The 25,784-nt window shown below is 72.9% G+C and carries 27 protein-coding genes; 21 read left to right on the forward strand and 6 right to left on the reverse strand.

The window, feature by feature from the left end:
- Window positions 1-61: 61 nt before the first annotated feature.
- Entirely contained in the window at window positions 62-250 is a 189-nt protein-coding gene (locus tag O7608_RS06365) for a DUF397 domain-containing protein (protein ID WP_289209080.1), read from the reverse strand.
- Complete coding sequence (locus O7608_RS06370) at window positions 247-1,101, reverse strand: helix-turn-helix domain-containing protein (RefSeq protein ID WP_289209081.1); 855 nt, start codon at window positions 1,099-1,101, stop codon at window positions 247-249. Before O7608_RS06370 ends, O7608_RS06365 begins: the two co-directional genes overlap by 4 nt.
- 227 nt (window positions 1,102-1,328) lie before the next feature.
- Between O7608_RS06370 and O7608_RS06375 the strand changes: the two genes are divergently transcribed.
- The 9 genes from O7608_RS06375 to O7608_RS06415 all read left to right on the forward strand — a co-directional run bounded on the left by O7608_RS06375 (window position 1,329) and on the right by O7608_RS06415 (window position 5,990).
- Window positions 1,329-1,514 carry a hypothetical protein gene (locus O7608_RS06375; protein ID WP_289209082.1) on the forward strand — a complete coding sequence of 62 codons (186 nt, stop codon included), beginning with the start codon at window positions 1,329-1,331 and terminating at the stop codon, window positions 1,512-1,514.
- Window positions 1,511-1,729 (forward strand): hypothetical protein, encoded by a 219-nt coding sequence (locus tag O7608_RS06380; protein WP_289209083.1) that lies wholly within the window; start codon window positions 1,511-1,513, stop codon window positions 1,727-1,729. Before O7608_RS06375 ends, O7608_RS06380 begins: the two co-directional genes overlap by 4 nt.
- The gene (locus O7608_RS06385) at window positions 1,729-1,911 is read left to right on the forward strand and encodes a hypothetical protein (protein WP_282224249.1); all 183 of its coding nucleotides are present in this window, start codon (window positions 1,729-1,731) and stop codon (window positions 1,909-1,911) included. The genes O7608_RS06380 and O7608_RS06385 overlap by 1 nt, the downstream gene beginning before the upstream one ends.
- A gap of 163 nt (window positions 1,912-2,074) precedes the next feature.
- Window positions 2,075-3,349 (forward strand): TadA family conjugal transfer-associated ATPase, encoded by a 1,275-nt coding sequence (locus tag O7608_RS06390; RefSeq protein ID WP_289209084.1) that lies wholly within the window; start codon window positions 2,075-2,077, stop codon window positions 3,347-3,349.
- Between the two features lie 59 nt (window positions 3,350-3,408).
- Window positions 3,409-4,155, forward strand: a complete 747-nt coding sequence (locus tag O7608_RS06395) for a hypothetical protein (protein ID WP_289209085.1) — start codon at window positions 3,409-3,411, stop codon at window positions 4,153-4,155.
- Window positions 4,155-4,859: a type II secretion system F family protein gene (locus tag O7608_RS06400; RefSeq protein WP_289209086.1), complete on the forward strand. Its 705-nt coding sequence runs from the start codon at window positions 4,155-4,157 to the stop codon at window positions 4,857-4,859. Before O7608_RS06395 ends, O7608_RS06400 begins: the two co-directional genes overlap by 1 nt.
- Window positions 4,860-5,023: 164 nt before the next feature.
- Window positions 5,024-5,152 (forward strand): DUF4244 domain-containing protein, encoded by a 129-nt coding sequence (locus tag O7608_RS06405; protein WP_282229464.1) that lies wholly within the window; start codon window positions 5,024-5,026, stop codon window positions 5,150-5,152.
- A complete protein-coding gene (locus tag O7608_RS06410) occupies window positions 5,149-5,580 on the forward strand; it encodes a TadE family type IV pilus minor pilin (protein WP_289209087.1) in 432 nt (143 codons plus the stop codon). The genes O7608_RS06405 and O7608_RS06410 overlap by 4 nt, the downstream gene beginning before the upstream one ends.
- Complete coding sequence (locus tag O7608_RS06415; RefSeq protein WP_289209088.1) at window positions 5,577-5,990, forward strand: Rv3654c family TadE-like protein; 414 nt, start codon at window positions 5,577-5,579, stop codon at window positions 5,988-5,990. The genes O7608_RS06410 and O7608_RS06415 overlap by 4 nt, the downstream gene beginning before the upstream one ends.
- 8 nt (window positions 5,991-5,998) lie before the next feature.
- Here O7608_RS06415 and O7608_RS06420 read toward each other — a convergent pair whose 3' ends face one another.
- On the reverse strand, window positions 5,999-6,211 hold the full coding sequence (locus O7608_RS06420) for a hypothetical protein (RefSeq protein ID WP_289209089.1): 213 nt from the start codon (window positions 6,209-6,211) through the stop codon (window positions 5,999-6,001).
- 79 nt (window positions 6,212-6,290) lie between these two features.
- Window positions 6,291-8,759 (reverse strand): DEAD/DEAH box helicase, encoded by a 2,469-nt coding sequence (locus tag O7608_RS06425; protein ID WP_289209090.1) that lies wholly within the window; start codon window positions 8,757-8,759, stop codon window positions 6,291-6,293.
- Window positions 8,760-8,897: 138 nt separating this feature from the next.
- Between O7608_RS06425 and O7608_RS06430 the strand changes: the two genes are divergently transcribed.
- From O7608_RS06430 to topA, 6 genes are all read left to right on the forward strand, one after another.
- The gene (locus O7608_RS06430; RefSeq protein WP_282224242.1) at window positions 8,898-9,269 is read left to right on the forward strand and encodes an STAS domain-containing protein; all 372 of its coding nucleotides are present in this window, start codon (window positions 8,898-8,900) and stop codon (window positions 9,267-9,269) included.
- Window positions 9,266-9,703 carry an ATP-binding protein gene (locus tag O7608_RS06435; RefSeq protein WP_289209091.1) on the forward strand — a complete coding sequence of 146 codons (438 nt, stop codon included), beginning with the start codon at window positions 9,266-9,268 and terminating at the stop codon, window positions 9,701-9,703. Before O7608_RS06430 ends, O7608_RS06435 begins: the two co-directional genes overlap by 4 nt.
- A gap of 349 nt (window positions 9,704-10,052) precedes the next feature.
- The gene (locus tag O7608_RS06440; protein WP_289209092.1) at window positions 10,053-12,443 is read left to right on the forward strand and encodes a sodium-translocating pyrophosphatase; all 2,391 of its coding nucleotides are present in this window, start codon (window positions 10,053-10,055) and stop codon (window positions 12,441-12,443) included.
- Between the two features lie 129 nt (window positions 12,444-12,572).
- A complete protein-coding gene (locus O7608_RS06445) occupies window positions 12,573-13,118 on the forward strand; it encodes a hypothetical protein (protein WP_289209093.1) in 546 nt (181 codons plus the stop codon).
- Window positions 13,109-13,732, forward strand: coding sequence for a hypothetical protein (locus tag O7608_RS06450; protein WP_289209094.1), 624 nt, complete (start codon window positions 13,109-13,111; stop codon window positions 13,730-13,732). The genes O7608_RS06445 and O7608_RS06450 overlap by 10 nt, the downstream gene beginning before the upstream one ends.
- Window positions 13,733-14,158: 426 nt before the next feature.
- Entirely contained in the window at window positions 14,159-17,005 is a 2,847-nt protein-coding gene (gene topA / locus O7608_RS06455; RefSeq protein ID WP_289209095.1) for a type I DNA topoisomerase, read from the forward strand.
- Window positions 17,006-17,056: 51 nt separating this feature from the next.
- On the opposite strand, the gene O7608_RS06460 is transcribed toward topA, so the two are convergent.
- Window positions 17,057-18,385, reverse strand: a complete 1,329-nt coding sequence (locus tag O7608_RS06460; protein ID WP_289209096.1) for a D-arabinono-1,4-lactone oxidase — start codon at window positions 18,383-18,385, stop codon at window positions 17,057-17,059.
- Window positions 18,386-18,556: 171 nt separating this feature from the next.
- Between O7608_RS06460 and O7608_RS06465 the strand changes: the two genes are divergently transcribed.
- Entirely contained in the window at window positions 18,557-19,222 is a 666-nt protein-coding gene (locus O7608_RS06465; protein WP_289209097.1) for a TetR/AcrR family transcriptional regulator, read from the forward strand.
- Between the two features lie 33 nt (window positions 19,223-19,255).
- Here O7608_RS06465 and O7608_RS06470 read toward each other — a convergent pair whose 3' ends face one another.
- Window positions 19,256-20,467 carry an alanine racemase gene (locus O7608_RS06470; RefSeq protein WP_289209098.1) on the reverse strand — a complete coding sequence of 404 codons (1,212 nt, stop codon included), beginning with the start codon at window positions 20,465-20,467 and terminating at the stop codon, window positions 19,256-19,258.
- Between the two features lie 304 nt (window positions 20,468-20,771).
- Here O7608_RS06470 and tmk point away from each other — a divergent pair, with 304 nt between their 5' ends.
- From tmk to O7608_RS06495, 5 genes are all read left to right on the forward strand, one after another.
- Window positions 20,772-22,835: a dTMP kinase gene (tmk, locus tag O7608_RS06475; RefSeq protein WP_353850553.1), complete on the forward strand. Its 2,064-nt coding sequence runs from the start codon at window positions 20,772-20,774 to the stop codon at window positions 22,833-22,835.
- Window positions 22,836-22,840: 5 nt separating this feature from the next.
- The gene (locus tag O7608_RS06480; RefSeq protein WP_289209100.1) at window positions 22,841-24,049 is read left to right on the forward strand and encodes a DNA polymerase III subunit delta'; all 1,209 of its coding nucleotides are present in this window, start codon (window positions 22,841-22,843) and stop codon (window positions 24,047-24,049) included.
- A 103-nt stretch (window positions 24,050-24,152) separates the two neighbouring features.
- Window positions 24,153-24,479 (forward strand): YbaB/EbfC family nucleoid-associated protein, encoded by a 327-nt coding sequence (locus tag O7608_RS06485; RefSeq protein WP_289209101.1) that lies wholly within the window; start codon window positions 24,153-24,155, stop codon window positions 24,477-24,479.
- On the forward strand, window positions 24,480-24,788 hold the full coding sequence (locus O7608_RS06490) for a hypothetical protein (protein WP_289209102.1): 309 nt from the start codon (window positions 24,480-24,482) through the stop codon (window positions 24,786-24,788).
- Window positions 24,788-25,486: a hypothetical protein gene (locus O7608_RS06495; protein WP_289209103.1), complete on the forward strand. Its 699-nt coding sequence runs from the start codon at window positions 24,788-24,790 to the stop codon at window positions 25,484-25,486. Before O7608_RS06490 ends, O7608_RS06495 begins: the two co-directional genes overlap by 1 nt.
- The last annotated feature ends 298 nt before the right edge of the window (window positions 25,487-25,784 follow it).

Raw genomic sequence — 25,784 nt, forward strand, 5'->3', positions numbered from 1 at the left:
TCTGACGCCCCGATCTGCCCTCGGTCCCATGCCTGGGATCGGGGGCAGCCGGTCAGCGAGTTCAGAGGTCGAACTGTCCGACCTTGATCCCTCGGACGAAGCCGGTCCAGGTGCCGGCGGTGAACGACAGGATTGGTCCGGCCTGGTCCTTGCTGTCACGGACCAGGACTGCTCGGTTGGGGCTGGCGACCTCGACGCAGTCCCCGCCGGCGTTGCTGCGGGTGCTCTTCTTCCACACGAGTTCGGTCATGTCAGTTCCTCCGCGATCGATGAGATGAGTTTGCGAGACTGCGCCTCGCTCAGTGCCGTGGACTCGACGGTTGACCAGACCTCCTCGTACGCCGCCGCCTCGGCGGGCTTGTCGAGGTAGAGCGCACCGGTCAGCCCGTCGGCGTAGACGATCGTCGGTTCGTCGGAACCGTCGAAATCCAGGATGGTGAACGCGCCGTTCGCCAACGTAGCGCGGTGCAGGCCCGCGCTGAACGGCACCACCCGGACGGAGACGTTGGGTTGGCGGCTGACGGTGACGATCTGGTTCAGCTGCTCAGCGTCGATGTCGCGCCGGAGCACGGCCTCGTCGAGGATGATGTCGACCTGCGGCGCGGGTGGCGTGGCTCGGGTCAGTAGCGCCTGACGGTCGAGCCGCAAGGCAACCCCTCGGTCGACGTCCTCGCGCTTCATGTCGGGGCGTCCGGCCTCATATACCCGGGTCGCGTACGCCTTGGTCTGCAGGAGGCCGGGGATCAGGTGTGCCTCGTACTTGCGCAGCCGGGTCGCGCCTGACTCAAGGCCGACGTACAGCTCGAACCACTCAGGGATGGCATCGCCGTACGAGTGCCACCAGCCACGGGCCCTGGTTTCCTTGGCGAGACCCATCAACGCCTCGGTGATTTCTGGTGACGCTCCGTACACCTTGCACATGGCTTCGACGTCGAGGGACCGCATCGACGTCGCACCGGTTTCGATGCGCCAGATCTTGGGCGTGGACCATTCCAGCGCGGTGGCCGCAGCCTTCACGGTCATGCGGGCCTCCTCGCGGAGCTGCCGTAGATGCCTGCCGAGCTGTCGCCTCGGGACGGTCGAGCCGGTGTCGGTCGTCACTGGATTCTCCTCTCCGCGACTACACACCGGGCGACATTCGCACTCGATATGTAGCACCCATCGACCACGCTCGACAATGAAACATCACTATATGAAGTATCGTCAAGTGTTTCATCTAGAATGTAATATTGCATTGATCATGGTTCGTGAGAACCATGGTTGCTGGGTGTGGCGGTCGGATGACCGATAGGCCCGGCCGTCACATCCCCTCACTGAAGGAGGGGCTCATGACCCAGCGCGTCACCTACGAGGCGTACGTCGTCGCGGTCGCACGGACTCTGGCCAGGCGACATCGGCCGGTGTGGTCCTGGAGCAAGTGGCAGCAGGTCTGTCGGTGCGGGTCGGCGTTGCCCTGCCGGGCGCGGCACCGGATTCCGATCAACCGGGGTCACTGGCCGGAGGATGGCGAGTGAGCGTCCACATTCCGATCCAGCCGGCGTGGACCTGCGCGGGATGCGCGGATCCCTGGCCCTGTCACAGCCGTCGTCAGGAACTGCTGGCGGAGTACGCGGGGGCGACGGTGTCGCTGTCGGTCTACATGGCGACGTGCCTGCTCGACGCGATGATCGACCTGGCCGACGACCGCAGCGGCTACCTGTACTGGCGCTTCATGGGGTGGTGGCGCTGATGTCGGTCATCCGGCCCGGCGACGAGGACATGCACTTCGAGGATGGTTCCCACCGCTGGTACCCGTTCGATCCCGCCGACGACGACCAGCAGGCATGGGAAGACCGGGTGCGCGAGCACCAGCGCCAACACCGCGAGGAGGAGCCGCGCCCACGCCGGCGCTGGCCACGCCGTTCGATCTGACCCGGTCGATTCGGTGCCCCGGTTGCCATAGCAGATCACCTGCGCCGGGAGGAGTTATCCACAGGCAGGTCGGTTGTCCACAGGCTGTCTGATCGGCCAGGCGTGGACGCCGTGTCGACGTCCACAGTTTCGGCATCGCTTCCTGATCTGTAGGAGGGCTCAGATGCCGCCGCCGTACCCCACCGCGATGCACCGCACCAACCCGCCGCTCGTCACCGCCGAGGGGCGACCCCGGGGTGACGTCGCGGGCCAGGTCGATCGTGCGGCGGTGGCGGCCCGGGTGCGGGAGCGGTTCGTCGCGGACGGTACGCCGGTGACGCCGGCGTCGGTGGTCAGTGCGGTGCGGGCCGAGCCGGGGGCGGCGTTGCGCGGTGACGCCGGGTTGTTGCGGCTGGCCGACCGGGTGCACGGGGAGTTGGCCGGCGCTGGGCCGTTGGCGCCGTTGCTGGCCGACGTACGGGTGACCGATGTGCTGGTCAACGGCGTGCAGGTGTGGGTGGACCGGGGTGGCGGGCTGGAGCGGGCTGCGGTGGCGTTGCGGTCGGTCGACGAGGTACGGCGGTTGGCGCAGCGGCTGGCGGCTGCGTGTGGGCGTCGGCTCGACGACGGTTGCCCGTACGTCGACGCCCGGTTGCCGGACGGGACGCGGTTGCACGCGGTGTTGCCGCCGGTGGCGGCGACGGGGCCGTACCTGTCGTTGCGGACGTTCCGGCAGCGGCCGTTCCAGTTGGCGGAGCTGGTGGCCAACGGCATGGTCGACGACGGGGTGGCGCAGCTGCTGCGGGCGGTGGTGGCCGGCCGGTTGGCGTACCTGATCGCGGGCGGGACGGGGTCGGGCAAGACGACCCTGTTGAACACGATGCTCGGGCTGGTGCCGGCCGGTGAGCGGATCGTGATGGTGGAGGACGCGGCGGAGTTGCGGCCGGAGCATCCGCATGTGGTGACGCTGCAGGCGCGGACGGCCAACGTGGAGGGTGTCGGGTCGGTCGGGCTGGGGGAGCTGGTCCGGCAGGCGTTGCGGATGCGGCCGGACCGGCTGGTCGTCGGCGAGTGTCGGGGCGCCGAGGTCGTCGATCTGCTGGCCGCGCTCAACACCGGCCACGACGGCGGCGCCGGCACCCTGCACGCCAACGCGGCCAGCGACGTACCGGCCCGGCTGGAGGCGTTGGGGCTGCTCGGCGGGCTGCCGCGCGCCGCACTGCACGCGCAGATCGCCGCCGCGATCCAGGTCGTCGTCCAGCTGCGCCGGATCGGCGGGCGGCGGGTGGTCGACGCGGTGTGCCTGCTCACTCCGCAGGGCCCGGACCAGCTGATCACGGTCACCTCGGCCTGGCGGCGCGGTGCGGGCCCGCAACCGGCCGGGCCGGCCCTGGCCCGGTTGCTCACCGAACGCGGCGTACCGGTGCCGGCGGTGCTCGACGGCGGGGGACCGCGATGACCCGGGCCGACCCGCCGCGCCGGCGTCCCGGTCCGCTACTTCGGCGCTGGCCTGGCCCGTTGCGGCCACGGAGTTACCGCCGTCGGCTGCTGGCGGTGACCGGCCCGGCCCCGACGTTGCCGGCACCGAGCGCACCGGCGAGCACCCAGGTCGGCGTCCGGCTGCGCGCCGGGGCGCGGTGGCTCGGCGACGCCGCCCGCAGGCATCCACGCTGGACGCTGGTCGCGGTGGCCGGCGGCGGTGGGCTGGCCGCTGGCTGGCTGGGCGGGCCGGTGGCGGCGGTGGTCGCCGCCGCGTACCTGGGGCTCGGCCTGCGGACGGCGGTGGTCCGCGCGGCCGGCAAGGCCCGACGGGACGGGCGGGTACGGCAGGTGGACGCACTGGCCGCGCACGCCGCTGACCTGCGGGCCGGTCTTCCGGTGCAGCCGGTGACGCTGACGGCCGCACCGGCGGACGCCGCCGCGACGCGGCTCGCGCACCTGTCGGCCGCCGCCGTACGGCTGGCGGAACGCACCGGCGCGCCACTGGCCGACCTGATCGAACGGATCGAAGCCGACGCCCGGGCGGTGGACCGGTCACGGGAGGCGGTGGCCGCGCAGGCCGCCGGGGCGCAGATGACGGCCTGGCTGTTGGCCGGGCTGCCGGTCGGCGGTCTGGCGCTCGGCTACAGCATCGGAGTGGACCCGTTGGCGGTGCTGCTGCGGACCCCGACCGGTGCCGGCTGCGCGGTGGCCGCCGTCGCCTTGCAGGTCGCCGGGCTGGCCTGGACCGAGCGGCTGAACCGGGCACCGGAGGCGACCAGCTGATGGCGACCAGCATCCGTGCGCCGCTGCGGACCGCCGCCGGGCCGGTCACGGCGCGTGCTGCCCGCCGCCGGCTGGCCCGCCTCGGCGGGGAACCGGCACCGGAGTTCGATCTGTCCCGGCTGGTGCGGCCGGTCGCGGCACTGTCCGGCTTGGCGGTGCTGGTGATCGGCGGCAGCGGGTGGTACCTGCCGGTGGCTGTCGGGGTCGCTGTCGGGGTCGACCGGTCGCTGCGGCGGATCGAACCCCCGTCGGTACGCCGTCGACGGCTGCGCGCCGCCGCTGACCTGCCGTTGGCCGCCGACCTGCTAGCGGCGGCGTTGCGCGCCGGAGCGCCGGTGGATCAGGCGGTGGTCGCCGTGGCCGACGCCGTCGCCGGGCCGCTCGGTGCCCGGCTGGGCCGGGTGGCGCGGGCGTTGCGGCTCGGGGCGGAGCCGGTCGAGGCGTGGCGGCAGCTCGACGCGGTGCCGGGCGGCGACCGGCTGGCCGCCGCCGCGGTGCGCTCCGCCGCCAGCGGAGCGGCTCTCGCCGGTGCGGCGATCCGGCTCGCCGACGACCTGCGGGCCGGCCGTTCGGCGGCGGCCGAGGCGGCGGCCCGTCGCGCCGGGGTGCTGATCGTGCTTCCACTCGGGCTGTGTTTCCTGCCCGCCTTCATTCTCGCCGGCCTGGTGCCGGTGATCGTCGCCGTCCTCGGCGACGTCCTCTGAGGAAAGGAACGACCATGCGGTTGACGAAGGTTCCGCTCGACGCGGCGACGACGACAGCGGAGGTGACGACGACAGCGGAGGTGACGGCGGCCGGCGCGTCCGGCCGGCCCTCGGGTGGCCGGTGGCGTGCCCGGTTGGCCAACCGGCTACGCGACGACGCCGGGATGAACACCGCCGAGTACGCCGTCGGCACCCTGGCCGCCGTCGCCTTCGCCGGGATCCTGCTGAAGGTGCTGACCAGCGACGGTGTGCAGGCAGCCCTCGCCTCGGTGATCGATCGGGCGCTCGGATGAGGCCGCGCCGGCGGACCGGCGGTGACCGGGGTTCGTTCACCGCCGAGTTGGCCGCCGGTCTGCCGGCGCTGGTCCTGCTGCTGGCGGTCGGGCTCTCGGCCGTCGCCGCCGTGGTCACCAAGGCCGAGTGCCTCGACCTGGCCCGGTCGGTCGCGTTGGCCACCGCCCGTGGCGACCGTACGGCGGCCCCGCCCGGCCCGGCCGGGGCCGAGGTCCGCGTCGTCGTGGACGGTGACCTGGTCACGGTGACCGTCCGGGCACCGTTGCGGGCGTTGGGTGCCCGACTCGGGCCGGCGGCGGTCACCGCCTCGGCGACCGCCGCCCTCGAACCCGGTACCACCGACGCGCCGGGGAGGGCCGACCAGCCCAGCTCCACCGACGTGCCCGGCTCCACCGACGGCACCGACGCCCCGGTGGAGCACCGGTGACCGTGGGCCAGCGTCGGTCGGATCCTGCAGCCGGCGACCGGCAGCGGGGCAGTGCCAGCCTGTGGCTGCTCGCGGTCGGGTTGACGCTGGTCGCCGCCGGTACGGCCGGCGCGCTGATCGGTGCGGTCCGCCTCGCCCGCCAGCAGGCCTCGGTGGCGGCCGACCTGGCCGCCCTGGCCGGTGCCGCCCGGGTGTTCGCCGGCCCCGACGTCGCCTGTGCCCGGGCGGCCGAGGTCGCCGGGCGCAACGGCGGACGGCTGCGGGTCTGCACCGTCGACGGGCTGGAGGTCGTCGTCACTGTCGCGGTGACGCTGCCACCGGCCACCGGCCTCGACCTGCCGGTGACCGCCACCGCCCGTGCCGGGCCGCTGCGGGCCGATCCATGGGGAGGCGCCGACGCGCAGGACTGAGCCGGAGATCAGCGGGCCGGACCGTCGGCGGTGGTGGCGTGCATCGCCCAGCGGGAGATGACCTGATGGATGTTGTAGAGGCGTTGCTGGATCAGCTCGAGACGTTCGGCCTGGGCCAGGGACGCGTACGCCTGGGCCAGGGCTATCTGCTGGTCGACGGTGAGGTTCTGCTGGTCGATCGAGTAGAGCAACTCGACGGTCTCGGTCACTGTGTCGGCCACGGCGTTCTCCTCCGGCGACGTGCTGGAAGCGCTCCCATGACCTAATCTATCCAGATCAGCTGAGATCTATGCCAGCAAATCAACCAGGATCCGATGGTTGATCGGCCGATGTCTGCGGCAGGTTCGTCAACACCACGTCCAGCACCCGCACCGCGTCGGCCTTGCCCAGCGGGTTGTTGCCGTTGCCGCACTTGGGTGACTGGACGCACGACGGGCAGCCGGTCTCGCAGCCGCAGGCGGCGATCAGGTCACGGGTGGCACCGAGCCAGGTGCGGGCCGCCCGGTACGCCCGTTCGGCGAAGCCGGCACCACCGGGGTGGCCGTCGTAGACGAACACGGTCGGTGCCTCGGTGTCGGCGTGCGACGCCGTGGACAGGCCGCCGATGTCCCACCGGTCGCAGGTGGCGACCAGCGGCAGCAGGCCGATCGCCGCGTGTTCGGCGGCGTGCAGCGCACCCGGTACGTCGGCCGGGTCGATCCCGGCGGCGGCGAGCGCGGCCGGCGACGCCGTGAACCACACCGCGACGGTACGCAGCTGCCGGGCCGGCAGGTCCAGCGGTCGGGTGTCCAGTACCTCGCCCGAGCCGATCCGCCGCCGCTGATAGGAGACGATCTGGCTGGTCACGTCGACGTCACCGACGAACAGGCCGACCGGTCCGGCGTCGCGGTACTCGCGTACCGACACGACCGACAGTGAGGTCACCTCGCGGGCGTGGGTCGACCAGTCCGGCTCCTCGGCGTGCACCAGGGCGTAGGCGTCGGCCAGGTCGAGGTCGTCGACGACGTACGACACGCCCTGGTGCAGGTAGACCGCGCCGGGGTGGACCAGAAAGTGCGACGAGCCGGGGTCGACGGTGCCCAGCAGCCGCCCGGTGGCCTCCTCCACCACCTGGACCGGCGCGCCGCCCTCACCGCGCAGGTCCACGTCGGGTCGACCCGCCGCCGTCCAGTACCAGCCGGTCGGCCGACGGCGCAGCAGCCCGGCCGCGACCAGTTCGTCCAGCGTCTGCTTGACCACCGCGCCGCCGAACAGTTCGACGTCGGCCGAGGTGAGCGCCCCTTCGGCGGCGGCGCAGCACAGTTGCGGCCCGAGCACGTACGGGTTCGTGGGGTCGAGCACGGTGGCTTCGACCGGCCGGCCGAAGACCGCCTCCGGGTGGTGCACGAGGTACGTGTCGAGCGGGTCGTCGCGGGCGATCAGCACCGCGAGGGCCTCCCGTCCGGCCCGGCCGGCGCGCCCCGCCTGCTGCCACAGCGACGCCCGGGTGCCGGGGTAGCCGCAGATCAGCACCGCGTCCAGACCGACCAGGTCCACGCCGAGTTCCAGCGCGTTGGTGGTGGCCATCCCGAGCAGTTCGCCGCTGGCCAGGGAGCGTTCCAGCGCGCGACGCTCCTCGGCGAGAAACCCGGCCCGGTACGCCGCCACCCGCGCGCCCAGCCCGGGGACCGCCTCGTCCAGGGCCCGGCGGGCGGTGGTGGCGACCACCTCGGCACCCCGCCGGGAACGGACGAACGCCAGCGTCCGTACCCCGGCGGAGACGGCGTCGGCGAGCAGGTCGGCGCTTTCCCGCAGGGCGGAGCGGCGGGCCGGGGTGAGGTCCTCGGTGTCGGCGCGGGCGCCGGGCAGCAACGGCGGCTCCCACAGGGCGAACGTCACCGCGCCCCGAGGCGCCCCGTCCTCGGTCACCGCCGTCACCGGCAGCCCGGTCAGCTGCCCGGCGGACTGCTCCGGCGCACCGGAGGTGGCCGACGCGAGAACGAACGTCGGCCCGGCCCGGCCGTCGACCCCGGCCCGGCCGGCAGCGCCAGTCCGGCCGTCGACCCCGCCCCGGCGGGCAGCGGGTACGCCGGCCTGCTGGCGGACCCGGCCGTACCGCTCGGTCTGTCGGCGCAGCCGACGCAGTACGTGTGCCACGTGGGAGCCGAAGACCCCCCGGTAGCTGTGGCATTCGTCGACGATCACGTACGTCAGCCGGCGCAGGAACTGCGACCAGCCGTTGTGCCCCGGCAGGATGCCCCGGTGCAGCATGTCCGGGTTGGTCAGCACGAAGCGGGCGTGCTGGCGGATCCAGGCCCGTTCGCTCTGCGGGGTGTCGCCGTCGTAGCAGGCCGGTCGGACGCCGTCCAGACCGAGCCCGGCGACGGTCCGCAGCTGGTCGGCCGCGAGTGCCTTGGTCGGTGCCAGGTAGAGCACGGTGGCCCGGGGGTCGGCCAGCAGCGTCGCCAGCGCCGGCAGCAGGTACGCCAACGATTTTCCCGAACCGGTGCCGGTGGCGACGACGACGTGGCGTCCGGCGCGGGCCAGCTCGGCGGCGTACGCCTGATGTTGCCAGGGCCGGTCGACCCCACGGGCCGCCAGCGCCGCGCGCAGCTGGTCCGGCACCCAGTCGGGCCACGGCACGCTCACCCCGTCCCGGGCCGGCAGCCGCTCGACATGGGTGACCGCGTCCGGCCCCTGCCGGGGCAGCTGCCCGCCGGCCCGCCAGCGGCGCAGCAACCCCGCCGGGTCCGGTGCCGGCCCAGGCGTTACGGTGGCGGGTGAGGTCACCACTGCACTCTCGCACTGGTGTGCGGACGTCGGCACCCCGGGGGCGCACGCGGTCGACGGACCGGCAGCCGCGCGGCGCGGGTGTGCCGGTCGGTGGTTAGATGCCAACAGCACGCGTCGCAGCCGAGGAGGAGACCGATGGAGCTGTCGTTGTCGACTCGCACGGCGGGCGAGCACACGGTGCTGGAAGTCGGCGGCGAGGTGGACGTCTACACCGCTCCACGCCTGCGGGAGCGGCTGATCGAGCTGATCGACGCCGGCAGTCGCAAGATCGTGGTGGATCTGCGGCGGGTCGACTTCCTCGACTCCACCGGACTCGGTGTGCTGGTCGGCGCGCTCAAGCGGCTGCGCCCCGCTGGCGGCACCTTCGGGCTGGTCTGCGACAAGGAGCCGCTGTTGAAGATCTTCCGGATCACCGCGCTGGACCAGGTCTTCCCGATCTTCCCGACGGTCGAGGCCGCCACCGGCGACGGACCGGACGGCCCACTCGGCGTAGCTCCGACGGCGTGATGGCCACGGTCCGCCTGTCGTTCTCCCCGGCACCGGTGCACGTGCGCACCGCGCGCCTGGTCGGCGTCGCTGTCGCGCGTCGTGCCGGTGTCGCCGAGGAGCTGCTCGACGAGGTGCGGTTGGCGATCGGTGAGGCGTGCACCCGGGCGGTCGCCCTGCACCGCCAGTACGGGCTGGCCGACCTGGTGCAGGTCGAGATGTCCGATGAGGAGACGTACACCGTACGGGTGATCGACCGGGCGCCGATCGAGGCCGGTCTGGGGCTCAGTGCGTTGCCGCCGGACGAGCTGGCCGACGAGTCGCTGACCGACGAGGCGTTGACCGTCGGCGTGGGCTTCGCGCTGCTGGCCGGCTTCGTCGAGGATCTGCAGGTGCGCCCGGTCGACGAGGGCATCGGCACCGAGGTACGGATGGTCTGGCCGGTCGGCCGCTGATCCCGCTGATCCCGTTGCACGCAGCCGCTGGATCGTGCCGTTGGGCGGTCCATCGATGCCACCCACCGCAGCGTCGATGCCACTGAGCGCAATGTCGGCGAGTGCCCCCAAACCGACGAAGATCAACATCGGTCGTCACATAATTCTCGCTGCCTGCGAGAATGATCCACAACTCGGTGGGTAGACGGTGTGACCTGGCTTACCTCGGGCCGCTAGAGTACGCGGGTTATCACCAACTGTCCTGGCCCCACAAACCGTGGGCGCCAGCAGACCTCGTTGCTCCCCGCGTGGAGTCGCCCCGACGGTTCGTCCACCGGCCGGGGCGAGCGTTCGGTACAGGAGGACACTGATGTCCGGGACCACCTTGGCCGCCGAAGGCGGCGGGCTGTCCCTTACCGGCTCACACCTGACGTATGTCGTCATCGCCGCGGTCATCGCGCTGGTGGCACTGGGTTTCGCCGCCGCCCTGGTACGGGCGGTGCTGGCGACCGGTAAGGGCACCACGAACATGCAGGAGATCGCCGGCGCCGTGCAGGAAGGCGCGTCGGCGTACCTGTTCCGCCAATTCAAGACCCTCGGCGTGTTCGTCGTACTCGCCGTCGTACTGCTGTTCCTGCTGCCCGTCCACGAGACACAGGGCAGCGAGACGATGGTGAAGATCGGCCGGTCCGTCTTCTTCGTGGTGGGCGCGGTGTTCAGCGCCTTCATCGGCGGCGCCGGGATGGCCCTGGCCACCCGGGCGAACCTGCGGGTCGCCGCCGCCGCCGGGACCGGCCAGGGCGGCCGGGAGAACGCGATGAAGATCGCCTTCCGCACCGGCGGTGTGGTCGGCTTCCTGACCGTGGGTCTCGGCCTGTTCGGCGCGGCCCTGGTGGTGGTCATCTACCGGGTCGACGCGCCGACCGTCCTCGAGGGCTTCGGCTTCGGCGCCGCCCTGCTGGCCATGTTCATGCGGGTCGGCGGCGGCATCTTCACCAAGGCCGCCGACGTCGGCGCCGACCTGGTCGGCAAGGTGGAGCAGGGCATCCCGGAGGACGACGCCCGTAACCCGGCGACCATCGCCGACAACGTGGGCGACAACGTGGGTGACTGCGCCGGCATGGCCGCCGACCTGTTCGAGTCGTACGCGGTGACCCTGGTCGCCGCCCTGATCCTGGGCCGGGCCGCGTTCGGCGAGGAGGGCCTGGTCTTCCCGCTGATCGTCTCCACCATCGGCGCGGTGATCGCGCTGTTCGGCGTACTGATCACCCGGCTGCGCCCGTCGGACCGCAACGGCATGGTGGCGATCAACCGGGCCTTCTTCACCTCGGCGGTCCTCGCCGCCGTACTGGTCGCCATCGCCGCCTTCCTCTACCTGCCCGGCAGCTGGACCGACCTGCTCGGCGACGACTGGCGTACGCAACTCGGCGTCGACGACGGCGTGGACCTGCCGCTGTCCCCGGCCGGCCTGGCCATCGGCTCCGTGATCATCGGTATCGTGCTGGCCGCCGCGATCCAGCTGCTCACCGGCTACTTCACCGAGGTGCACCGCCGCCCGGTGCAGGACATCGGCAAGAGCTCGCTGACCGGCCCGGCCACCGTCATCCTGGCCGGCATCAGCGTCGGCCTGGAGTCGGCCGTCTACTCGGCGCTGCTGGTCGGCGCCGCCGTGTTCGGCGCGTTCCTGCTCGGCGGCGGCTCCATCACCCTGTCGCTGTTCGCCGTGGCGCTGGCCGGCACCGGTCTGCTCACCACGGTCGGCGTGATCGTGGCGATGGACACCTTCGGCCCGATCTCCGACAACGCGCAGGGCATCGCCGAGATGTCCGGCGACATCGACGAGGCCGGTGCCCGGACCCTCACCGAGCTGGACGCGGTCGGCAACACCACCAAGGCGATCACCAAGGGCATCGCGATCGCGACCGCCGTACTCGCCGCGACCGCGCTGTTCGGCTCCTACACCGACACGGTCAGCATCGCCCTCAACGACGCCGGCATCGACGACGTACCGGCGTACCTCGCCGACTCGCTCAACGTCGCCAACCCGGGCAACCTGGTCGGTCTGATCATCGGTGCCGCGGTGGTCTTCCTCTTCTCCGGCCTGGCGATCAACGCGGTGTCGCGCTCCGCCGGCGCCGTCGTGATGGAGGTCCGTCGCCAGTTCCGGGAGCACCCCGGAATCATGGAACGGACCGAACGGCCGGAGTACGGCAAGGTCGTCGACATCTGCACCCGCGACGCCCAGCGGGAACTGCTCACCCCGGGTCTGCTGGCGGTGCTGGCACCGATCGCGGTCGGCTTCGGCCTGGGCGCCGGTGCGCTCGCCGCGTACCTGGCCGGTGCGATCGGCACCGGTGTGCTGATGGCGGTCTTCCTGGCCAACTCCGGTGGTGCCTGGGACAACGCCAAGAAGCTGGTCGAGGACGGCGCGCACGGCGGCAAGGGCTCCGAGGCGCACGCGGCGACGGTCATCGGCGACACCGTCGGCGACCCGTTCAAGGACACCGCCGGCCCGGCGATCAACCCGCTGCTGAAGGTGATGAACCTGGTGGCGCTGCTGATCGCGCCCGCCGTGATCATGTGGGGTGTCGGGACCGACCAGAACGACCCGCTGCGGATCACCATCGCCGTGGTGGCCACGCTGATCGTGGTGGCCGCCGTGGTGTTCACCAAGCGCAAGCCGATGGCGATGGGCGAGAACATCGGCGACGGCCCGGCCGGCGGCGCGACCGGCTCGGAGACGGAGCGGGTGAGCGTCTGACCCGTCCGGTGGCCCCGGGCGGCCCGCGCACCCCTCGCGGGTGGGCCGCCCGGGGCCACCGGCATCGACGTATCGTGCCACCGGCGGCGGGCCGTACGGCTGTCGGCGCCGGTGCGTACGCTGCACATCATGGGAGCGCACCACGTGGGATCCACCGCCCGGACCACAGTGGTGCTCGTCGTCGCCGTACTGACTCTGGCCGCCTGCGGCGGTGGGCCGAGCCCGGTCATGTGGGCCGCCGAGGTCTGCACCGCGCTGCGCCCGTGGCGGGCGGAGATCAGCAACCTGACCAGCAGCACCCAGCAGCAGATGACGGCGCAGACCACCCCGGCGCAGGCCCAGGAGAACCTGGTGCGGCTGCTCGCCGGGGCGGAGGCCGCCACCGAGACCGCCCGGACCCGGGTGGCCGACGCCGGGATCCCCGACGCCGACCAGGGCGAGCAGGTCGCCGCCGGCTTCGTCGCGTCGCTGAGTGCGGTCCGGGACGCGTACGGCAAGGCCGAGGAAGGTATCGCCGGGCTGGACGCCAGCGGCCCGTCGGACACCTTCTACGACGGGGTCGAGGCGGTGCTGGCGACGCTCACCGACGACTACCAGCGCAGCGCGTTGGACACCAGCTCGTTGGATTCCGCCGAACTGAACCGGGCCTTCGACGAGGTCCCGGAGTGTCGCTGACCCCGCCGGTCGAGCCGTCCGCCGGTGCCCTGACCGCGCGGCAGTTGTCCCTGTTCGGGGTGGCGGCGGTCGATCCGACGCCGGGCGATCTGGCGGGCCTGCTCGCCGGGCCGGGCCGGATCACCCGGATGGGCGGTACGGTCCGGGTGTCGGTGCGGGTCGACCATCCCTGGCGGGTGCACGTGCTGGTGGCCGAGCTGCGGCTGCGCGGGTTGACGCCGAGCTGGCGGCAGCTGCCGGAGGGCGGCGGCCTGGTGGTGCGGACCGCCTACACGGCGGTGCTGGCCCGGTTGGGCACCGACTGGCTGCGTCCACCGCTGCTGGTCAAGCGGCCACCGGCGGGCTTTCACCTGGCCGGGCAGCGGCTCCGGCTGTGGGCCGCCGCCGCTGGCCTGCGCGACCAGCTCGGCTACCGGCTCGGCCTGGACGCGGCGGACGCCGACAACTGGCCCCAGGTGGGTGCGGCGCTCGCCGCGATCGGCCTGCCGGCGGTGCTGCTCGACGCCGGGTCGGGTGGTCCGGCGTACCGGATCGTCGGCCGGCGGCGGCTGACCCGGCTGACGGAGCTGCTCGGCGACCGGCCCGCCGCCGCCCCGGTCGACGGCTGGGCGTGACGCGGGGAGAGCTGGGCGTGACGCGGGGAGCTGGGCGTGACGCGGGGGACAGGTACGGTTTTCGTCGGTATTCCTGTGAGGAATATTTATTCCCTACAGGAATACTGCTGGAAAGCAGTACCTGTACGGTGGGCGGGCAGGTGCCGGCCAGAGTCACTGGCCGGGTTCGATCCGGTGCGGTGCGCCACGTCACGCCCACCGTTCGGTGTACCGTGTCGCCGTTGGTGCGGTGGGTACGAGCTGGTTCAGCGTCGGGCGGGCTGCTGGTCGGCTGCAACGGAACAACCGGACGACCGAGGCGAATCGGGCGTACGGCTGGTGTGCGTGTGCCCCACTGGCCCCGGGTTCGCGTTACGTTGGACGTCGTGACTGTCGCCCGCCCGCCGTGGCGGGCGCCGGTCGATCTGGGCCGAGGTCAGGAGAGAAGTGCCGAGCAACACCTCAAGCAGCCGTCTGGTCATCGTCGAATCGCCGGCGAAGGCCAAGACGATCTCGGGCTACCTAGGCCCGGGGTACGTCGTGGAGGCCAGCCTCGGGCACGTCCGGGACCTGCCGCGCAACGCAGCCGACGTGCCCGCCCGCTACAAGAAGGAGCCGTGGGCCCGGCTCGGCGTCGACGTGGACAACGGATTCTCCGCCCTGTACGTCGTCTCCCCCGACCGTAAGCAGCAGATCGCCAAACTGACCAGGCTGGCCAAGGAGGTCGACGAGGTCTTTCTCGCCACGGACGAGGACCGCGAGGGCGAGGCGATCGCCTGGCATCTGGTGGAGACCCTCAAGCCGAAGGTGCCGGTCCGGCGGATGGTCTTCCACGAGATCACCCGGGCCGCCATCCAGGCCGCCGTGGCCAACCCCCGGGAGATCGACCGGGACCTGGTCGACGCCCAGGAGGCACGGCGCATCCTGGACCGGCTGTACGGCTACGAGGTCTCGCCGGTGCTGTGGAAGAAGGTGATGCCCCGGCTCTCCGCTGGCCGGGTGCAGTCGGTCGCCACCCGGATCGTGGTGGAGCGGGAACGGCAGCGGATGGCTTTCCGTACCGCCGAATACTGGGACATCCAGGCCACCCTGGCGCTGACCGGCCGGACGGGCGCCGACGCGGACGGACCGCGCAGCTTCACCGCCACGCTGATCGCGCTGGGCGGGGACCGGATCGCCACCGGCAAGGACTTCGAGCCGACCACCGGCCGGGTCCGCCCGGAGGCGTCGGTGGTGCACCTCGACGGCGACGGGGCCCGGGGTCTGGCGGCCCGCCTGGACGGCCGACCGTTCACCGTCACCCGGGTGGAGGAGAAGCCGTACCGGCGTCGGCCGTACGCCCCGTTCATCACCTCGACGCTGCAGCAGGAGGCGGCCCGCAAGCTGCGGTTCTCCTCGCAGCAGACGATGCGCACCGCGCAGCGGCTGTACGAGAACGGCTACATCACCTACATGCGTACCGACTCGGTCAACCTGTCGGAGACGGCGATCGCCGCCGCCCGCAGCCAGGTCGCCGAGCTGTACGGCGACCGGTTCGTGCCGCCGGAGCCGCGCCGCTACACCGGCAAGGTCAAGAACGCCCAGGAGGCGCACGAGGCGATCCGGCCCGCCGGGGACCAGTTCCGGACCCCCGGTGAGCTGGCCAACGAACTGTCCGGCGAGGAGTTCAAGCTCTACGAGCTGATCTGGCGGCGGACCATCGCCTCGCAGATGACCGACGCGGTCGGTTCCAGCGTCTCGGTGCGCATCCGGGCGGTCTCCACCGCCGGCGAGGAGTGCGACTTCGGCGCCACCGGCAAGACGATCACCGACCCCGGGTTCCTGCGTGCCTACGTCGAGTCCTCCGACGACGAGTCGGCCGAGGCCGAGGACGCCGAGCGGCGGCTGCCGAACCTGACCAAGGACCAGCCGCTGACCGCCCAGGAGCTGGCCGCGGTCGGCCACAGCACCCAGCCGCCGGCGCGTTACACCGAGGCGTCGCTGGTCAAGGCGCTGGAGGAGCTGGGCATCGGCCGGCCGTCGACCTACGCGTCGATCATGCAGACGATCCAGGACCGGGGGTACGTCGCCAAACGCGGGCAGGCGCTGATCCCGTCGTTCCTGGCGTTCGCGGTGATCGGCCTGCTCGAGACGCACTACCCGCGGCTGGTCGACTACAACTTCACCGCCAGCATGGAGAACGAGCTGGACGAGATCGCCTCCGGCGACCACCAGGCGGTCGACTTCCTGACCTCGTTCTACTTCGGCAGCGACAGCGCCGGCGACCAGTCGGTCGCCCGCTCCGGCGGTCTGAAACGGCTGGTCACCGAGAAACTCGGCGAGATCGACGCGCGCAGCGTCAACTCGATCCCGCTGTTCGCCGACGACGACGGGCGGCAGGTCGTCGTCCGGGTCGGCCGGTACGGCCCGTACCTGCAGCGGTTCCTGCCCGGTGCGGACGGTGCCGACGGCGCGGACGGTGCCGACGGCGCGGACAACGCCGAACGGCCGGCCGAGGACCGGGTGTCGCTGCCGGAAGGGATCGCCCCGGACGAGTTGACGCCGGAGAAGGTCAACGAGCTGTTCCTCGGCGGTGGTGGCGAGCGCAAGCTCGGCGAGCACCCGGAGACCGGCGAGCCGATCGTGCTGAAGTCCGGCCGGTTCGGCCCGTACGTCGCCAGCGGCGAACGTCGATCATCGCTGCTGCGCTCCCAGTCGCCGGAGTCGTTGAGCATCGCCGAGGCGCTGCAACTGCTCTCCCTGCCCCGGCTGGTCGGCACCGCACCCGACGGTGCCGAGGTGCTCGCCGCAGCCGGCCGGTACGGCCCGTACGTGAAGAAGGGCGACGAGTTCCGGTCGCTGGAGTCCGAGGAGAAGATCTTCACCGTCTCGCTGGACGAGGCGCTGGCGTTGCTCGCCGCGCCGAAGACCCGGCAGCGGCGGGCCGCCGCGCCGCCGCTGCGCGAGATGGGCGTGGATCCGCTCACCGAACTGCCGCTGGTGATCAAGGACGGCCGGTTCGGTCCGTACGTCACCGACGGCGAGAGCAACGCCTCGTTGCGGCGGGGCCAGACCCCGGAGTCGCTGACCATCGAGCAGGCCTCGGAGATGCTCGCCGAGAAGCGGGCGAAGGGGCCGGCACCGCGCAAGAAGGCGGCTGCCAAGAAGGCCACGCCGGCGAAGAAGGCGACCGCGACGAAGTCGACCGCCGCGAAGAAGGCCACTACCGCCAAGAAGGCCACCACCGCGAAGAAGGCCGCGCCCCGTAAGGCCACCACCGCCCGCAAGGCGACCGGCCAACCGGACGAGGGCTGAACCAGGGCCGGGCCGGGGCGGCTGATTGGGGCCGGGGCGGCTGACCGGCGGTCAGCCGCCGAGGACCCGCTCGGTGTAGTCGTTGGCGAAGACCCTGCCCGGGTCGAGCCGGTCGCGGACCGCCAGGAAATCGGCGAACCGTGGGTACGCCGACGCGAGCGTCTCGGCGGTCCGCCAGTGCAGTTTGCCCCAGTGCGGTCGCCCGCCCAGGTCGGTGGCGACCCGCTCGAACGCCTGGAAGTACTCCTCGTACGGCATCCCGGTGTACTGGTGGATCGCCACGTACCCGCAGTCCTGCCGGTGGCCCGGTGACAGCCAGCTGTCGTCGCCGGCGCTGAACCGTACCTCCACCGGCAGCATCACCCGGTGCGGCAGGCGGTCGACGATGTCGGCCAGGGCGGTCAACGCCGGGTCGAGTGCCGAGCGGGGCAGCGCGTACTCCATCTCGGCGAACCGCACCCGACGGGGGCTGCAGAAGACCTGGTCGGAGCGGCCGGTGTAGCTACGGGTGGCTGCGGCGCGGGCGGTGAGCGTGTTCAACGTCGGCACGACGCGGGGTATCGCCCGGCCGAGCCGGCAGACCCCGTCGAGCACGGTGTTGGCCATGAAGTCGTCGTCGAACCAGCCGCGCCAGGACGGCAGCGGCTGGTCGTCGACCGGGGTCCGGTTGTTGACCCGCAGCTGCACCCGGTCGGTGTACGGGAACCAGAAGAACTCGGCGTGGTCGTTGCCGTCGGCCAGCTCCGACAGGGTGGCGCGGACGTCGGCGAGGGTGCCGGGCCGTTCGGCGGCGCGCAGCACGAAAGCGTCCACGCAGCGCAGGGTCACGTCGACGAGTACGCCGAGTGCGCCGAGGCCGACCCGGGCGGCGGCGAACACGTCCGGGTGCTGCCGCTGCGAACAGTGCAGCACCTCGCCGGCGGCGGTGACCATGGTGAGGGAGTCGACGAACCCGGCGAGCCCGGGCAGCCCGGCGCCGGTGCCGTGGGTGCCGGTGGAGATCGCCCCGGCGATGGTCTGCGCATCGATGTCGCCGAGGTTCGGCAGGGCCAGCCGGTGGCTGGCGAGCAGGGCGTTGAGCCGGCGCAGCGTCATCCCGGCCGGTACGGTGACCAGCCGCGCCCCGGTGTTCACCGTCACCGCGGTGGTCAGGGCGCTCAGGTCGAGCTGCCGGTCGGGGGCGCTGGCGATGTCGGTGAACGAGTGCCCGCTGCCGACCGGCTTCACCCGGCCGCCGGCGTCGGTGGCGGCCCGCACCTGGGCGCAGAGCTCGTCGACGGTCGCCGGTCGCAGCACCTGTCGGACCGTGACCTGCTGGTTGCCGGCCCAGTTCGACCAGTGCACCGGGCCGGTCGGGGGCGACGCGGCAGTGGCTGACATCCGGCCTCCCGGGCGCTGGGACACACGTGAATCATCTTCATATCAGCCCCATCCTGGGCAGGTAAATACCGATATCGGGTTCGATCGTTAATCCGAGTAACGTTTTCGATCTCGCTGCTGCTGACGTGCATCCGACGCGCGGGGGATCCTTCTCGGAAAGGAGTGGGACAAGTGTCGACACCGGCCGTCACCAGTGGCCCGCTGCGTCGGGTTCCGGTCCAGGGGCGAAGTCTCGCCCGGGTCCAACGGATGCTCGACGCGTGCGCCGAGATCGTCGACGAGGTGGGCTATGAGGGCCTGACCACCACCTTGCTGGCCGAACGGGCCGAGGTGGCCATCGGCTCGGTCTACCAGTTCTTCCCCGACAAGCGGGCGATCGTGCAGGCGTTGACGCTGCGCAACATCGAGGCCTATCTGCAACGGCTGAACGACCGGTTCGCCGGGGGCGACTTCGCCCACTGGTGGGACGGTGTCGACGCCGGCATCGACGAGTACATCTGCATGCACCGTACGGTGCCCGGATTCCGGACCCTGCACTTCGGCGACGTGGTGGACGTCCGGCTGCTGGACGACAGCCGGGACAACAACGCGGTGATCGCCGGGGAGCTGACCAGGGTGCTCGTGGAGCGGTTCGGCATCCCGGACGAACCGCGACTACGGTTCGCGTTGCAGATCGCGGTGGAGGCCGCCGACGCGCTGATCAAGCTGGCGTTCCGCCGCGACACCGAGGGCGACGACAGCGTGCTGCGCGAGGCCAAGGCGCTGATCCGGGAGTACCTGCACCGCCACGTCGACCCGGCGGACGCCCCCACGGCCCGTACCGCACCGCCGCAGTAGGGCACCGACGGACCAGCTGACGTCGCACCGGTTTCAGAGGAAGGCGAAACCCTCGCCACGGTAGGTGGGTGCCGCGCCGTCGAGCCGGTCACCGGTCACCAGGTGCAGTTCGGTGACGTGTTCGCACAGTTCACCGGCTTTCGCGTGGCGGAACCAGACCCGGTCGCCGACCCGCAGCCCGGCGGCGTCCGGTCCGACCAGCGGGGTCTGCACCTCGCCGGCGCCCTCGGCACCGAGCAGCCGCAGCCGGCCCGGCAGCCAGGGGCTGGGCAGCCGGTCCCGCTGCGCCGGCCCGGAGGCGATCCACCCGCCGCCGAGCACCGTGGCGATGCCGGGCGCGGGACGACGTACCACCGGCAGGGCGAACAGCGCCGCCGGCTGCGGCTGCCAGGCCCGGTAGTGGTCGAACAGGGTCGGCCCGAACAGCCCCGATCCGGCGGTCACCTCGGTGACCGCCGGATCGGCGCTGGTGGCCGCGACACTGCCGGTACCGCCACCGTTGACGAACTCCAGTTCGGCGTACCGGGAGACGGCCGCCACCGCCGCCGCCCGGCGGCGCAGCAGCTCCTGGTACGACCGTCGCTGCACCACCCGGATCGCCGCCGCCCGCAGCGCCTGCCGGGCGGGCGCGTCGCCGAGCCCGGCGATCTGCGCCTCGTACGCCATCAGCCCGACCAGGCGGAAACCGGGCCGCCCGGCGATGACGGCGGCCAGGTCGGCGGCGGTCGTGGCGGCGTGCACCGGGGACCGGCGTACCCCGACGTGGGCGCGGTCGGTGCCGAACGGCCGCCAGGAGGCGTCCAGGTCGACACAGACCCGGACGACCGGCCGGTCGCCCGGTCGCCGGACCGCGTCGACGATGTCCAGCTGGGCCGGGTCGTCGACCATCAGGGTGACCCCGCCGGCCAGCGCTTCGCTGCTGGTCAGCGCGCCGAGCGCGGTGCGGTCGCAGGTCGGGTAGGCCACCAGTGCGTCGTCGGTGACGCCGGAGCGGACCAGCCAGTTCGCCTCGGCGAGGGTGTACGCCAGCACCCCGCGCCAGCCGTCGCCGGCCAGCACCCGCCGCAGCAGCTGCCGGGACCGGACGGATTTGCTGGCCACCCGCAGCGGCTTGCCGTCCGCGCGGCGGACCAGCGCGGCGGCGTTGGCGTCGAAAGCGGCCAGGTCGACGACGGCGAACGGCGGGTCCAGCTGGGCGGTGGCCCGGTCGAGTCGGGCGCGCAGACGCTGCCGGTCGGAATCCACGTACGCACGGTAGCCGGTGCCGACGGAACGCGAAACAGGCTCGTATCTTGCGGGTCGTGGGCGGGCCCGGTACGCCGCACGAATGTCGGTCGGGGGCAGGTGCCGGCCACGATTAGAGTGTCAGCGGGGCCCGACGCCGGCCCGACGGGGAGGAACGATCATCGACGACAACGTCAGCGGTCCGCGACGCGGTGGCGCGCCGGACGCGCCACCCGCCGACCAGGCCGCTGCGCCGGTCGACCTCTCCGGCCTGCCCGCGCTCCGCTCGGTACTGCGGATCCGGCCGTTCCGCCGGCTCTGGCTGGTGCTCAGCGTCGCCTCCTTCAGTGACTGGCTCGGCCTGCTCGCCACCTCGGTCTTCGCCGCCGCCCAGGTCTCCGGCAGCGCGGCGCAGGGTGCCGCGTTCGGCGGGGTCATCGCCGTACGGCTGCTGCCGGCGCTGGTGCTCGGCCCGGTCGCCGGGGTGCTGGCCGACCGGTTCGACCGCCGCTACACCATGGTCATCTGCGACCTGCTGCGGTTCGCCCTGTTCGCCTCCATCCCGCTGCTGCCGATGTTCGGGGCCAGCGGGGCCGCCACCGTGGCGTGGGCGGCGATCGCCATCTTCCTGATCGAGACGATCACCCTGATCTGGATCCCGGCGAAGGAAGCCGCCGTCCCCAACCTGATTCCCCGGGCCCGGCTGGAGATCGCCAACCAGTTGACCCTGATCGCCACGTACGGCATCACCCCGGTGCTGGCCGCGATCAGCCTGGCGGTCCTCGACGGCGCGGTCCGGGCGGCCGGTGGCGGCGGCGAGCTGCCGTCCTGGGTGGAGCCGGCGCAGCTCGCGCTCTTCTTCAACGCCGCGTCCCGGCTGGCCACGGCGATCGTCGTCTTCTACGGCATCAAGGAGATCAGCGGCCGCGCCGGGGCGGCCGAGGCCAGCCAGCAGAGCATGCTGCGCCAGTTCGTCGACGGCTGGCGGTTCATCGGCAAGACCCCGCTGGTGCGCGGCCTGGTGCTGGGCATCTTCGGTGCCTTCGCCGGCGGCGGCATCGTCATCGGTACGGCCCAGTTCTTCACCGCCTCGCTCAGTGCCGGTGACGCCGCCTTCTACCTGCTTTTCGCGGCCCTGTTCGTGGGCCTGGGCGCCGGGATCGGGCTCGGCCCGACCATCGTGCGGGACCTGTCCCGGCGGCGCTGGTTCGGGTTGAGCATCATGCTGGCCAGCGGCTCGGTGCTGATCCTGGCCCTGTCGATCCACCTGTCGATGGCGATCCTCGGCGCGGTGCTGGTCGGGGCGGCCGCCGGGATGGCGTTCCTGGCCGGCATCACCCTGCTCGGCGGGGAGATCGCCGACGACGTACGGGGCCGGGTGTTCGCCGTCGTGCAGACCGGCACCCGGGTGGTGCTGATGCTGGCCATCTCGCTGAGCAGCGTGCTGGTCGGGGTCGGCGGCTCCCGCCAGTTCCAGGTGGCGAACCTGGGCCTGTCGTTCTCGTCGACCCGACTGTTGCTGCTGCTCGCCGGGGCGGCCGGGATCTTCGCCGGGCTCAGCGCGTTCCGCCAGATGGACGACAAGCCGGGCGTGCCGATCCTGGCCGACCTGTGGGGGTCGGTCCGGGGTCGGCCGCTTGCGCCCGCCGAGCCGTTCACCTCCAGCGGGGTCTTCATCGTCTTCGAGGGCGGTGAGGGTGCCGGCAAGTCGACCCAGGTCGCCGAGCTCGCGCAGACGCTGCGGGAGCAGGGCCGCGACGTGGTGGTCACCCGCGAACCGGGGTCGAGCGGCCTCGGCGAGAAGATCCGCCGGCTGGTGCTGGAAGGCGGGGCGGACGCGCCGTCGCCCCGCGCGGAGGCCCTGCTGTACGCCGCCGACCGGGCCCATCACGTGGCGACCGTGGTCCGCCCGGCGCTCGCCCGGGGCGCGGTGGTGATCAGTGACCGGTACGTCGACTCGTCGCTGGCCTACCAGGGTGCCGGGCGGGTTCTGCCGGTGGAGGAGGTCACCTGGCTCTCCTCCTGGGCCACCGGTGGGCTCAAGCCGGACCTGGTGGTGCTGCTGGACATCGAACCGGCGGCGGGGCTGACCCGGGCGCAGCGGCGCGGTGCGGGCGTGGACCGGCTGGAGAGCGAGTCGCTGGCCTTTCACGAGCGGGTCCGGTACGCGTTCCTGGACCTGGCGGCCGCCGACCCGAAGCGTTACCTGGTGCTCGACGCCAGCCGGGCACCGGACGAGCTGCACGACGCGGTCCGTACCCGGGTCGCGCCACTGACCGGCCCGGCCGACCAAAGCCCAGCCGAGGGTGGCCGGGCGGACGCACCGGCGGCGGACGCGTCGGCGGCCGACGCACCGGCGGCCGACGCGGAAGCCGGCCGGCGCGGGTGAGCATCATGGCGGACACCGACGTCTTCACCGAACTGGTCGGCCAGGACGAGGCGGTGCAGATCCTGCGCCGGGCCGCCGTAGCCGCCGCCGACCTGCTCGCCGCCGGCGACGGCGAGCCACCGCCGTCCGCCGCCGCGATGACCCACGCGTGGATCTTCACCGGGCCACCCGGTTCCGGCCGGTCGGTCGCCGCCCGCGCCCTCGCCGCCGCCCTGCAGTGCGTGCACGGCCGGGGTTGCGGCGAGTGCCCCGGCTGCCACACCACCCGGGCCGGCACCCACGCCGACGTCCGGTTCGTGGTGCCCGACGGGCTCTCCATCGGCGTCGGCGAGATGCGTGCCCTGGTGTTGCGCTCGGCCAGCACCCCGTCCGGCGGCCGCTGGCAGGTCCTGGTCATCGAGGACGCCGACCGGCTCACCGAAGCCGCCGGCAACGCACTGCTCAAAGCCGTCGAGGAGCCACCACCCCGGACGGTGTTCCTGCTCTGCACCCCGTCCACCCACCCGGACGACATCTCGGTCACCATCCGGTCCCGCTGCCGGGTGGTCGCCCTGCGCCAGCCGCCGGCCGACGCCGTCGCCCAGGTGCTGACCAGCCGCGACGGCGTACCGCAGGAGACCGCGATGTGGGCGGCGGCGGCCGCCCAGGGTCACGTCGGCCGCGCCCGACGGCTGGCCCGGGACCCGCAGGCGCGGCAGCGGCGGGAGGCGGTGCTGGCCGTACCGCGTCGGTTGACCAACGTCGGTGCCTGCTTCGACGCCGCCTCCGCGCTGATCGAGGCCGCCGAGGCCGAAGCCGAGGCGGCGGTCGCCGAGACCGACGCGGCGGAACGCGCCGCCCTGCAGACCGCGCTCGGCGCCGGCGGCACCGGCCGCGGCGCGGCCGGTGCCGCCCGGGGCTCCGCCGGCCAGCTCAAGGAGCTGGAACGGCGGCAGAAGTCACGGGCCACCCGGGCCCAGCGCGACGCCCTGGACCGGGCCCTGGTCGACCTCGCCGGCTTCTACCGCGACGTGCTGGTGGCGGCGCTGCGGGCACCGGTGGCGCCGGTGCACACCGACGTCGCGCCGCTGGCCGACGCGGCTGCCGAAAAGTGGACACCGGAGGCGACGCTGCGCCGGCTGGAAGCCGTACTGACCTGCCGGGACGCCATCGCCGGCAACGTCAAGCCACGCATCGCCGTCGAAGCGATGATGCTCAGCCTCTGGCGCGGCTAGACCTCCGCCCGGTACGGTTCGGTGCCGTAGCGCAGCCCCATCCGTACGTTGGGTGCAGACGTCGTCTGCGTCCGTTCGCCGCGAACGATGGTGAGGGATCCCGGTGGTACGCGAGATCGACGAGGCGTGGATCGAGGACGCGGTCGAGCGGTACCGCGGCATCGAGGCCCGGCAGGCCGAGTTCGACAAGGCGGTACACACCGTCGAGGTCACCGTCCGCTCACCGGACGGGTCGGTCGAGATCGTGGTCAACGCCGCCGGCACCGTGACCGACGTACGGATCCTCGGCCCGTTGCACTCCCGCAGCAACGCCGACCTGGCTGGCGCGGTGCGCTCCACCGTGGTCGCCGCCGCCGACGCCGCCCGCTGGGCCCGGGAGAAACTGTGGGCCGAGACCGTCGGCGGCCATCCGACCCTGCGGGGGGTCTGAGTGGACGCCGTCACGCAGGTCGCCGCCGACCTGACCCGCTGCGCCGACCAGCTGGCAGAGACCGCCCGTCGACTGCCTGACCTGGACAGCGCGGTCGACGCCGTACTTGGCGGGGACGCGCCGGGGCGGCTCGGGGAGCTGACCGCCACGCTGGTCGGGCACTGGCACGCCGCCACGGCGCAGCGGGCGGCCGAGGCGGCCGAGGCGGCGCGGCGGCTGACCGACACCGCCGCAGCGCTGCGCGCCGTGGCGCAGGCGTACCGGGACATCGACACGCAGGCCGGGCAGCACCACCCGGAGGCACCGTGATGGACGCCCTGGACCGGGTCGCCGGGCCGGCGCTGACCCTGCTGACACTGGTGGACACCAGCCTGGCCCGCAACGGGGCCGCCGCCGACGACCCGGTCTGGCCGCTGGCGCGACGGCTGCGGGCGCTGCCGGGGGACGCGGTGGCCGCGTTCGTCGCGGTCCGACCCACGCCGCTGGTCGCCGCCGGCACCGCGATCGGACCGCACCTCGACCGGTACGCCGAGGCGGCCGACGCCCTGGCGGTGCACCGGGACTGGTCCGGTGCGGCGGCGCAGGCGTACGACGCAGGCCGGCAGGCGCTGGCGGCCCGGCTGGTCGGCGGTCCGGACCCGGGGGCGGTCAGTCACGCCGGCCGGTTGGCGGCGACCGCCGCGTACGCCGAGGCGACCGCCCGGTGGGTGTCGTTGAGCCGGGCGGCGTTGGCCCGCACCCTGGCCGAGGTGCTGGGCTCGGCCGATGCGGTCACCGTCACCACGGGCTCTCGTGCCGGCACCGGTGCCGATGGCCCGGGTGGCCCGGCCGGCGCGGACGCGGCGGCGCGCATCGCCGTACCGGTGCTGTCGGTCCTGGTGGAGATCGTCGAGCACGGCGAGAGTCTGGCGGCGTGGTGGGGGCCGCTGCTCGCGCCGACGGACGCCGCCGGCCCGGTCGACGAGGCACCCGTACGGCCCGACGGGTCGATCCGGCTGCGCTACTGACGCCGGCTGGCTGTCACCCGGCGCCGGACATGGCGACGACGCCGGACATGGCGACGGCGCCGCGCTCAGGGAGCCAGGCTTCTCGCCTATTGCTCCCGGCTGCGACGCCGTGGCCCTTTCCCTGCACCCCCCGCAGGCTTGTGACACCGGGTGGAACGCGGCCGGCCGTTGCGGGTTACGCCCTGCCCGCCGGATCCGGCCGTTCGGTCGGCCGGCACTACCGGATCGGGCAGCGCCGGGACGGCTGTTCGACGTACGGCGGCCTTCTCGGCGTGCCCGCGGGGACGTAGGGTGGGGG

This window comes from Solwaraspora sp. WMMA2056 (assembly GCF_030345095.1).
Lineage (GTDB): Bacteria > Actinomycetota > Actinomycetes > Mycobacteriales > Micromonosporaceae > Micromonospora_E.

Bases quoted from the DNA above. Each gene is read 5' to 3' on its own strand.
- O7608_RS06495 (WP_289209103.1), top strand. From the start codon at position 24,788: ATGGACGCCCTGGACCGGGTCGCCGGGCCGGCGCTGACCCTGCTGACA.
- O7608_RS06405 (WP_282229464.1), top strand. From the start codon at position 5,024: ATGAACACCGCCGAGTACGCCGTCGGCACCCTGGCCGCCGTCGCCTTC.
- O7608_RS06375 (WP_289209082.1), top strand. From the start codon at position 1,329: ATGACCCAGCGCGTCACCTACGAGGCGTACGTCGTCGCGGTCGCACGG.
- O7608_RS06460 (WP_289209096.1), bottom strand. From the start codon at position 18,385: ATGTCAGCCACTGCCGCGTCGCCCCCGACCGGCCCGGTGCACTGGTCG.
- O7608_RS06445 (WP_289209093.1), top strand. From the start codon at position 12,573: ATGGGAGCGCACCACGTGGGATCCACCGCCCGGACCACAGTGGTGCTC.
- O7608_RS06400 (WP_289209086.1), top strand. From the start codon at position 4,155: ATGGCGACCAGCATCCGTGCGCCGCTGCGGACCGCCGCCGGGCCGGTC.
- O7608_RS06480 (WP_289209100.1), top strand. From the start codon at position 22,841: ATGGCGGACACCGACGTCTTCACCGAACTGGTCGGCCAGGACGAGGCG.
- O7608_RS06440 (WP_289209092.1), top strand. From the start codon at position 10,053: ATGTCCGGGACCACCTTGGCCGCCGAAGGCGGCGGGCTGTCCCTTACC.
- O7608_RS06385 (WP_282224249.1), top strand. From the start codon at position 1,729: ATGTCGGTCATCCGGCCCGGCGACGAGGACATGCACTTCGAGGATGGT.
- O7608_RS06410 (WP_289209087.1), top strand. From the start codon at position 5,149: ATGAGGCCGCGCCGGCGGACCGGCGGTGACCGGGGTTCGTTCACCGCC.
- O7608_RS06430 (WP_282224242.1), top strand. From the start codon at position 8,898: ATGGAGCTGTCGTTGTCGACTCGCACGGCGGGCGAGCACACGGTGCTG.
- O7608_RS06365 (WP_289209080.1), bottom strand. From the start codon at position 250: ATGACCGAACTCGTGTGGAAGAAGAGCACCCGCAGCAACGCCGGCGGG.
- O7608_RS06390 (WP_289209084.1), top strand. From the start codon at position 2,075: ATGCCGCCGCCGTACCCCACCGCGATGCACCGCACCAACCCGCCGCTC.